The following is a 7,138-nucleotide window of genomic DNA, read 5'->3' on the forward strand; positions in this document are numbered from 1 at the left end:
CATGCGTTTTTTTACAGCCGGAGAGTCACATGGTCCGCGATTGACAGCCATTATTGAAGGGCTTCCTGCAGGACTTCCTCTGCAAGCTGAGGATATCAATATTGAACTCAAACGTCGTCAAGGTGGCTATGGACGGGGCGGACGTATGAAGATTGAGAATGATCAAGTTGAAATTACGAGTGGTCTTCGACACGGAAAAACTTTAGGAAGTCCGCTCACGCTCAATGTAAGCAATCGTGATTTCTCACATTGGACAGAAATTATGGCTTCTGGAGCGGTTGACGCATCCGTAAAGAAACAACGAAAGCTAACGAAACCAAGGCCCGGTCATGCAGACCTCGTTGGGGGAATGAAGTACGAATTTGATGACTTGCGCAATACACTTGAACGTTCTTCAGCGCGTGAAACGACCATGCGAGTAGCGGTTGGTGCGGTAGCTAAGACTTTGCTAAAAAATTTAGGCATTGATCTGGCTAATCATGTGGTCAATTTTGGTGGCAAGGAGGTTGCAGCGCATCTTTCAGATTTGACAGTGGAGAAAATCAAAGAAAGAGCTGGATCAAATGACTTATCTCTGGTCGACACCTCACGTGCGGCAGAGATTCGTGCCTATATAGATGACATAAAAAAGAAGGGGGATACAATCGGGGGAATAGTTGAGGTACGTGCGACAAATGTTCCTGCTGGTCTGGGTTCCTATGTGCATTACGACCGAAAATTAGATGCGAAAATTGCAGCAGCTGTTGTTTCAATTAACGCCTTTAAAGGGGTCGAGTTTGGTTTAGGTTTCGAATCAGGACGGCTTCAGGGAAGCCAAGTCATGGATGAAATCTGTTGGTCGGAACAAGCGGGTTACAGCCGGAAGAGCAATAATCTTGGCGGCTTTGAAGGGGGAATGACAAACGGCGAAGATTTGATCATTCGAGGTGTAATGAAACCTATTCCGACCTTGTATAAGCCTCTTATGTCAGTAGATATGGAAACACATGAGCCTTATAAGGCAAGTGTTGAGCGTTCTGATCCTACGGCCTTGCCAGCGGCAGGCGTCGTTATGGAAAACGTTGTTGCCACCGTTTTAGCTCAGGAAATTTGTGACAAATTTTCGAGTGACAGTTTTAGAGAACTTCAAGAAGCATTTCAAAAGTATAAAGCACGCTTAAGAAAATTCTGAAAAAACTAGAACCATTGTGGTCCTAGTTTTTTTCATTACAAAAGTGTAAGTTTATAGAAAATATTATTTGCTAGAATAAAGATATAAACTTAAGTAAAAGACACGCCTAATATGAAAGAGGAAAAAATATGAAAAAGGTATTATTTGGTTTACTTGCATTTGTCGTAATCATCGGTGGTTTAGGTTATGGTTGGTATAAAACGAGCTATGGTGGCACAGAACGTTATGTGAAAATCACTGAAGATGGTAGAAAAAAAGTCATTAAAGCAGACTCGGGCGAGCGTTTTACAGATTATGAGTACGAGATGACCGCTTATGATAAAAAAGGAGATGAAAAAGAAGTTTCCTTTACAGCACAGCATAACTTACGTAAAAATGCTTACCTAAAACTGATAGATAACAAAGTCAAAGGTATAACAAGCTGGGAAGAAGTTCAAGAAAAAGACTTGCCAAGTAAAGCAAAAGAGAAGTTAAACCAAAACTAAAATCAAGGCAAGATATATGGAGGAGAAAAAATGCTATTAGAAGTTAAACACATCAAAAAAGTTTTCAAAACACGTTTTTCAAAGGAAGAAACAACAGCTCTTGCAGATATTGATTTCTCTGTGGAAAAAGGCGAATATATCGCGATTATGGGTGAGTCGGGGTCAGGAAAAACCACTTTATTGAACATCCTATCTACCTTGGAAAAACCTACGGCAGGTCAAGTTTTACTCTCAGGACGTGATATCACAGCCATTAAGGACAAAGACATTTCAGCTTTTCGCAGGGAGCATCTTGGCTTTGTTTTCCAAGATTTCAATCTTTTAGATACCTTGTCTGTCAGAGATAACATTTATCTTCCTTTGGTTTTGTCTAAGGCTCCGGTAAGCGAGATGAAGGCGCGTTTGGACAACTTGGCACCAAAACTAAATATTGAGAGCCTCTTAGAAAAACAGCCTTTTGAGCTCTCAGGTGGGCAGCAACAACGTGTGGCTGTGGCGCGTGCCTTGATTTCTCAACCAGATTTAGTTTTAGCTGATGAACCTACAGCAGCTCTGGACTATAAAAATTCGGAAAGTTTGCTTGAACTTTTTGAGAATATTAATGATGCGGGTCAAACAATCATCATGGTTACACACTCAAGCTTGGCAGCAAGTCATGCTAAGCGCGTCCTTTTTATTAAAGATGGGATGCTCTACCATCAGCTTTACCGAGGTGAAAAATCATCGACAGACTTTGCAAAGGAAATTACACTGTCAATGACTTCATTCTTAGGTTCTCCAGTAGGTCCAAGTGAAACGGAGGTGGCACACAATGCTTAGTTTTAAGCTGGCAGTCCAAAATTTGAAGAAAGGTTTCAAGTCCTTTGCTCCCTTTATTGTGGCGAGTGTGACAATGTTTGTTTTGCTCTTTATCACAGTGGCTATCGGACAGTCCCCCTCTCTTGAACACATGAAGGGAGGCGCAGCAGTTTCACAACTGATGACTTTTGGAATGTGGATTTTAGCTATATTTGCTGGCATCATCCTCGTCTATAGTTATCGTTTCTTGCAACTGCAACGTTCGCGTGAGTTTGGGCTTTATGATATTTTAGGTCTGGGAAAGAAGAAAATAGCACTCGTTTCTTTCTTTGAACTTGTTCTGAGTTACATTGCCATAGTAATTATTGGTACAATCGCTGGGATTGCCTTTTCAAAATTCTTTTTCCTTATTTTCATAAATATGATTGGAGAAAATCAGTTTGATTTGGCAATTACAGCAGGAGCTGTGTTTACTGTTGCATTAATTTTCTTGATTTTCTTCTCTATACTCCTTGTCATAGGAACATTTATCATTTGGAAATCTTCAAGTTTAGACCTGTTGCGTGAAGAATCTAAGGGAGAAAAAGAACCCAAGTCAAATATCTTCATGGCTATCATTGGGCTTCTCTTACTCATTGTAGGATATAGTCTTGCAGTAAGCGTCGATAACCCGATCAAGGCTTTGACAACTTTCTTTATTGCGGTCTTAGTCGTTATTCTGGGGACATACTTCTTTTATATAAGTTTTACTGTTTGGTATCTAAAATGGCGTAAAAAGCGCAATTCTTACTATAAACCGCAAAACTTTATCACGATCAGTTCCATGCTTTATCGGATGAAAGCCAATGCAGTTGGGCTAGCAAACATCACGATTCTTTTATCCATGAGTTTAGTGACATTAGTGGTCACAATTGGTATTTTTGTGGGAAGCACTCAAGCAGTAGAGCGGGCTTATCCGAAAGAAGGAAGATATGTTCTATACAGCCAAGAAAAAACAACTGCTCAAATGGTCCAAACTCTGAAAGAAAAAGCAGACCAAGCTGGAGTTGAAATTTCCAATGTTTCGACAGCTCTAAGCGCGGATTTCTTAATGGTTGATGGGCAAAAAGCAGCAACGAATACTCTCCGTATTTCTCCATTGATGACTCAAAAAACAGCCCTGCAATTCTCAATGACAACCTTGCAAACATTGAAAAACTTGAATGAAAAAGTTGCAGATATTTCAGGCAAGCAGATAAACGTCCTCGATTATTTTGGAGCTTATCCAAATCTAAAAAAGCTCAACTGGTTTGGTACTCAATATGAAGTCAAAACCATTATGGCAACGAGTGACTTGAAGAAATATCCAATCATGTTGAACATGACAACACCAATGCTTATTATATTTCCAAATGATGAGGCATTGTATCAAGCTCTAGCTGCCTATAATCAGGCAAACAGCGAGAGAGAGAACTTTTATCAAATGACTCCAGCTGTGACGGTGAACTTTGAGCTTCAAGAGCAAGAACAGGACAAGCTCAGAAAGGTATTTAAGGAGGAACAAGGCGCACTGACTTTCCGCTCAACTGAGATGAAAGAAGTGAGAACAGGTATTGGTGCATTTGTCTTCATAGGCTTAGTGCTTGGTATCAGCTTTATCTTGGGTGCAGCTTTGATTATTTATTACAAGCAGTTATCTGAAGGTACGCAAGACAAGCGTTCGTTCAAGATTCTCCAAGAAGTGGGACTTTCGAAAAAACAAGTGGCTAAAACGATCAAGTCACAAGTCAGCATGATTTTCTTACTGCCTATTGCCATGACTATCCTCCATTTCAGTTTTGCCTACATCATGATTAGCAAACTTATTCAAATCTTTGGCATCATGGATAACCAATTAATTCTCTGGGTAAGCTTAGGAAGTATTGCCGCCTTGGCAATCATTTACTGGCTTATTTATAAGGGAACAAGCCGAGTTTATTACAATATTGTGGAGAAAAAATAAATGGAAAAAATTCCCTACTATTTACTGATTCTTGGAGGTTCACTCACTGCGCTTAGTTTCTGTGCATGGTATGCTTGGGCAGGGATTCGCTTTGTCCAGAGAAAGATTCAAAATTGTAAGGACATTAAGCTCTTACAGAAAATATCAGTCAGTCTACATACTCTTTCATTGCTCATCATTGTTGGTTTGGTTTACTACGGGCTTACCACACTTTTTTGACAGAGTTCCTGCATTGAGACCGGTTTGGCTAAAGTTGGACAAGTAACTTAGGTAAAGGACTTAGTTCTGTACTGTATAGGGCTAAGTCCTTTTTGTTTGGATGCGTTTATTGTCTTTACCACATCTATTGTGCAGCTGTCCATCCGCAAATTTCATACGTATTACTTTCTGGTTGAGTTCTCGTCTGCTGTTCTTACGTATTGCTTTTTGCCTATCATATATTATAGAATAGGAGATATTAGAAAATATTTTTGGAGGAGAAATGCCCAAGATTTTTATTGTCGAGGATGACAAAACAATTGTCAAAATGTTGACCAATGCTTTAAAAACTGAATTTCAGGTCCATTCTGTTTTAAATTTTCGAGCAGTAAAGCAAGAAATCTTGGAAGCAGAGCCAGATTTGGTGTTGATGGACATCGGCTTGCCTTTTTATAATGGATTTTATTGGACAACAGAGCTACGAAAAGTTTCCCAAATTCCGATTATCTTTATTTCATCAATGAGTGATGATATGAATCAAGTGACAGCTATGAACCAAGGGGCAGATGATTTCGTGACAAAGCCCTTTTCATTAGAGATATTGAAGGCCAAGATAAAGGCTCTCTTACGTCGCTCTTATAAGTTTTCAGGTCCAGAAAAATTAGAATTTGCAGGATTTATTTTATCTGAAAATAGGGTAAAGTTTGGCCAAAAGCAAGTTGAACTTACACCATCAGAAAACAAAATCTTAAGTATACTTTTTAGAGCAAATGGTGCAGTCGTCAGCAAGGAAGTTATCCTTCAGGAACTTTGGCAAACGGATGAATTTATTGATAGCAATACTTTAAATGTGAAGATGGCGCGCTTACGCAAGAAACTGGCGGAAATAGGTTTCGCACATCTGGTGACGAAGCGAGGTGTAGGCTATGCCTTGGAATAAAATAAAGAGATTTCTACAGACAAAGATTGCTCAGATTGGTGTCTTTTTACTCATGCTCTTTATTTTTGTCAGCAATTTTCTACTCTGGCATCTGCCGATAGAATCACTCATAAACGCAACGATATTGGCCTTGATTGTATTTGTACTTTATCTGCTTTCTTCTTATTTTCGCTGGGAAAAGCGGGAGGAAATCTTGCTGGACCTCAAGCATGAGTTGGCTGATTTGGGTGAAAAACTAGTAGAGAGGGAGCGACATATTAGGGAAACTGAAGATATCCTTAAAGTCTGGTCTCATCAGATGAAGATACCTCTGGCTGCTATAGACTTAATGGCACAAACAGAGATAAATCCAACAGAGCTAAAAAATCAAACCTTTGCCTTGGATAATTATCTGAAGATGCTACTGGAATATCAACGCATATCTAACATTTCGACAGACTTTCGTTTTGAGAGGTTTTCGGTTGCTCTTGTTATGCGTGAACTTCTTAAAAAATACAGTAGTTTTTTTATCCAGAAAAACTTATCCGTCACGCTGTCAGGAGATTGGGAAGTAGTTACTGACCGAAAATGGTTAGCTCTAGCCCTAGAGCAACTGCTTAATAATGCGATAAAGTATACAAATGAAGGAAGTTTGACGATTACTATTGAAGAGAATAAAATCGAATTAAGTGACACAGGAATAGGGATTTTACCTGAGGATTTACCGCGGATATTTGAGCATGGTTTTACAGGATATAACGGCCGGGGACACTATAAGGCTTCAGGTTTAGGACTCTATTTGACAAAACTTATCTTTGACCGTCTGGACTTTGAGATTGGGATAAGTTCAGACGTTGGTATAGGAACAAAGGTTGAGGTGAAAAAAGATGAAAGATAAACAGGTTATACTTGCGGAGCTCCAAGTTTTTGAAACGGAGCGATTGGTTTTTAGAAAGATAGAACTTTCTGACAAAGAGGATATGTTTGAATATGCCAGCGACCCAGAAGTTGTGCGTTACGTCACTTTTCCAGAGCATAAAAGCTTAGAAATGACAGAAGAAAGTATTGTCAACTATTTTATACCCAATCGTTTAATATGCTGGGGAGTAGTGGATAAACAAAGTGGGAAAATGATTGGTACTATTGACTTAAGATTAGAGGGAGATCAAGCTATCTTTGGCTGGGTGCTTAACCGCAAGTTCTGGGGAAGAGGTCTCATGCCAGAGGCTGCTGCATACCTTAGAGATTTAGCTTTTAATCAGCTAGAAGTGCAAGTCATTACTGCGGAGCACGATGCGGAAAATCCGAAGTCAGGTCGTGTGATGGAGAAGATAGGCATGCGAAAGATTGGTCAAGTTTATACTTATATTGCGAAAGAGAAGCGTTCTGTACTCTGCGATTACTGGGCGTTGACAAAAGCAGAGTATCAAGCACTGCGTAAATAAAAGTATTCATTGCTGATAATGTCATGAAGTTAAGAAGCTCTAGCTCAGGCAAGAGCTTCTTTTTTGTCCGCGTTTCGGGCGCTGGTTACGGAAACTGAAAACAAGTCCAAGTGAAAACCCTCCTCGCTTTTCTCATCAAAC

General features: G+C 39.7%; 8 protein-coding genes. All 8 read left to right on the top strand.

Going from position 1 to position 7,138, the window contains the following annotated elements; genetic code table 11:
- Nucleotide 1 precedes the first annotated feature (1 nt).
- The 8 genes from aroC to B4H39_RS08325 all read left to right on the top strand — a co-directional run bounded on the left by aroC (nucleotide 2) and on the right by B4H39_RS08325 (nucleotide 6,997).
- Nucleotides 2-1,171 (top strand): chorismate synthase, encoded by a 1,170-nt coding sequence (gene aroC / locus B4H39_RS08290; protein ID WP_251421906.1) that lies wholly within the window; start codon nucleotides 2-4, stop codon nucleotides 1,169-1,171.
- 128 nt (nucleotides 1,172-1,299) lie between these two features.
- Nucleotides 1,300-1,656: a YxeA family protein gene (locus B4H39_RS08295; protein ID WP_251421910.1), complete on the top strand. Its 357-nt coding sequence runs from the start codon at nucleotides 1,300-1,302 to the stop codon at nucleotides 1,654-1,656.
- Between the two features lie 30 nt (nucleotides 1,657-1,686).
- Nucleotides 1,687-2,475 (top strand): ABC transporter ATP-binding protein, encoded by a 789-nt coding sequence (locus tag B4H39_RS08300; protein WP_251421913.1) that lies wholly within the window; start codon nucleotides 1,687-1,689, stop codon nucleotides 2,473-2,475.
- A complete protein-coding gene (locus B4H39_RS08305) occupies nucleotides 2,468-4,435 on the top strand; it encodes an ABC transporter permease (RefSeq protein WP_251421916.1) in 1,968 nt (655 codons plus the stop codon). Before B4H39_RS08300 ends, B4H39_RS08305 begins: the two co-directional genes overlap by 8 nt.
- On the top strand, nucleotides 4,436-4,654 hold the full coding sequence (locus B4H39_RS08310) for a hypothetical protein (protein ID WP_202230899.1): 219 nt from the start codon (nucleotides 4,436-4,438) through the stop codon (nucleotides 4,652-4,654).
- Between the two features lie 262 nt (nucleotides 4,655-4,916).
- Entirely contained in the window at nucleotides 4,917-5,573 is a 657-nt protein-coding gene (locus B4H39_RS08315; RefSeq protein ID WP_202230900.1) for a response regulator transcription factor, read from the top strand.
- Complete coding sequence (locus B4H39_RS08320; RefSeq protein ID WP_251421919.1) at nucleotides 5,560-6,450, top strand: sensor histidine kinase; 891 nt, start codon at nucleotides 5,560-5,562, stop codon at nucleotides 6,448-6,450. Before B4H39_RS08315 ends, B4H39_RS08320 begins: the two co-directional genes overlap by 14 nt.
- The gene (locus B4H39_RS08325) at nucleotides 6,440-6,997 is read left to right on the top strand and encodes a GNAT family N-acetyltransferase (protein WP_251421922.1); all 558 of its coding nucleotides are present in this window, start codon (nucleotides 6,440-6,442) and stop codon (nucleotides 6,995-6,997) included. Before B4H39_RS08320 ends, B4H39_RS08325 begins: the two co-directional genes overlap by 11 nt.
- The last annotated feature ends 141 nt before the right edge of the window (nucleotides 6,998-7,138 follow it).

The sequence above is a fragment of the Lactococcus sp. UBA7128 genome (assembly GCF_002492185.1).
GTDB classification, from domain to species: Bacteria; Bacillota; Bacilli; order Lactobacillales; family Streptococcaceae; genus Lactococcus; species Lactococcus muris.